Annotated in this window: 1 protein-coding gene; it reads right to left on the bottom strand. The window is 65.6% G+C overall.

Annotation, left to right across the window (positions count from 1 at the left end; all coding sequences use genetic code 11):
• Nucleotides 1-142: 142 nt before the first annotated feature.
• Complete coding sequence (gene ltrA, locus ALLO2_RS22995) at nucleotides 143-1,225, bottom strand: group II intron reverse transcriptase/maturase (RefSeq protein ID WP_232235317.1); 1,083 nt, start codon at nucleotides 1,223-1,225, stop codon at nucleotides 143-145.
• Between the last annotated feature and the right edge of the window lie 363 nt (nucleotides 1,226-1,588).

Below are 1,588 nucleotides of genomic sequence, written 5' to 3'. Positions count from 1 at the left end.
AGGCAATCCGACACCACGCGCGGCGCCCCGAACGACCACTAGAGACGATCAAGAGCCTTGCTTGCTAACCGACAACTTTGCCGGGGCCCTGGGTGGGGACCGCCCTTACGGGCGGCCCCCGCACAGATCCCAGCGAGCGGAACTACCGCGCTGGGCTCCTGCCTTGGGTAGTGGCGTCAAAGCTGCGCAACCACTGCCCCTGATCGGGGATGGGCTGGTGACGGCGCCGCTTCGCCTCGGTGTTGATCTCCCGGAGATTCGCCGCCATACGCCGCTTGTCCGTGACACGCCTCACCCAGAAGAAGCCCTTCTTCCCCGTCGCACACAGGTGCGTGAAGCCCAGGAAGCTGAACGTCTCGGGCTTGCCCTCCCCACGGCGCGACCGGTTCACGGCGGCGAACCACCCGAACTCGATCAACCGGGTCTTGTCAGGGTGCAACTCCAAGCCGAACTTCGCGAACCTCTCACGGAGATCAGCAAGGAACCGCCGCGCGTCGTCCTCGGCCTGAAACCCGACGATCGCGTCATCGGCAAAACGTACGACTATGACATCTCCGTGCGCATTGTGATTCCGCCACCACTGCGCCNACAGGTCGAAGACGTGGTGCAGGTACACGTTAGCGAGCAACGGCGACGCCGAAGCCCCCTGCGGTGATCCGACCGTCGTCTCCGCCCACTCGCCGTTTTCTACCACNCCCGCACGCAACCACTTCTCGATGAGGCGCAGGAGCCGTTTGTCCGCGATCCGGTACTCAAGGAACCTGACGAGCCACTGATGGTTGAGGCTCGAAAAGAACTCCTTAATATCAAGATCAAGAACCCAGTTCACCCTCTTCCGCTGGATACCGACCGCGAGCGCGTCGAGCGCCATGTGCTGGCTACGCCCGGGCCGGAACCCGTACGAGAAGTTGACGAAGTCCTCCTCGAAGACCGCGTTGAGCACCTCGACGACGGCCCGCTGGACTATCTTGTCTTCCAGCGTGGCAATGCCGAGCGGCCGCCGCCGCCCGTCCGCCTTCGCGATGTACACCCTCCGCGAGGGACTCGCCCGGTAGCGCCCCGAGTGGATCCGGTCGTGCAGGCCGACCAGGTTGCACTGGAGGTCCTGCTCGTACTCCTCCCACGTCACCCCATCCACGCCCGGCGCGGCCTTCGGGCGAACCGCCCGGAACGCCGCCTCCAGGCGAGCCAGATCAACATGGTGGAGCAGCGCGGTGAACCGCATCTTCCTGTCCCGCCGTGCGGCTTGGCGCACACGGACCAACGGGTTTGACACGCCTGACCCGGCTCTGCGTCCGGAACGTGTTTCGCTGGCCGTGTTCCCCTTGGCCACGCCCTTTCCTCCCCCGCCTCCGCAACCACTCTCGCGGCTCTGTTCGGCTGGTTCACAGGTACTATGGGCGTGTCTGACCTCCCGCACCCGTGCATCCCAGGATTACCGCCTTGGCGTTCCCTGGACGGCCCGCCGGCCATCACACCGACGGGCGGGTACGGGCAGGGTGACCCGCAAAGTCTGTTTGTGCAGGTAGACGGTGTGAGACGGGGTGCGGGGGGCTGGGGCCGGTGGTGGTGTGAGGATCCGGGCCCG

This window comes from Frankia sp. Allo2 (assembly GCF_000733325.1).
Taxonomy (GTDB): Bacteria; Actinomycetota; Actinomycetes; order Frankiales; family Frankiaceae; genus Frankia; species Frankia casuarinae.
This window is presented reverse-complemented; position numbering and strand designations above follow the sequence as displayed.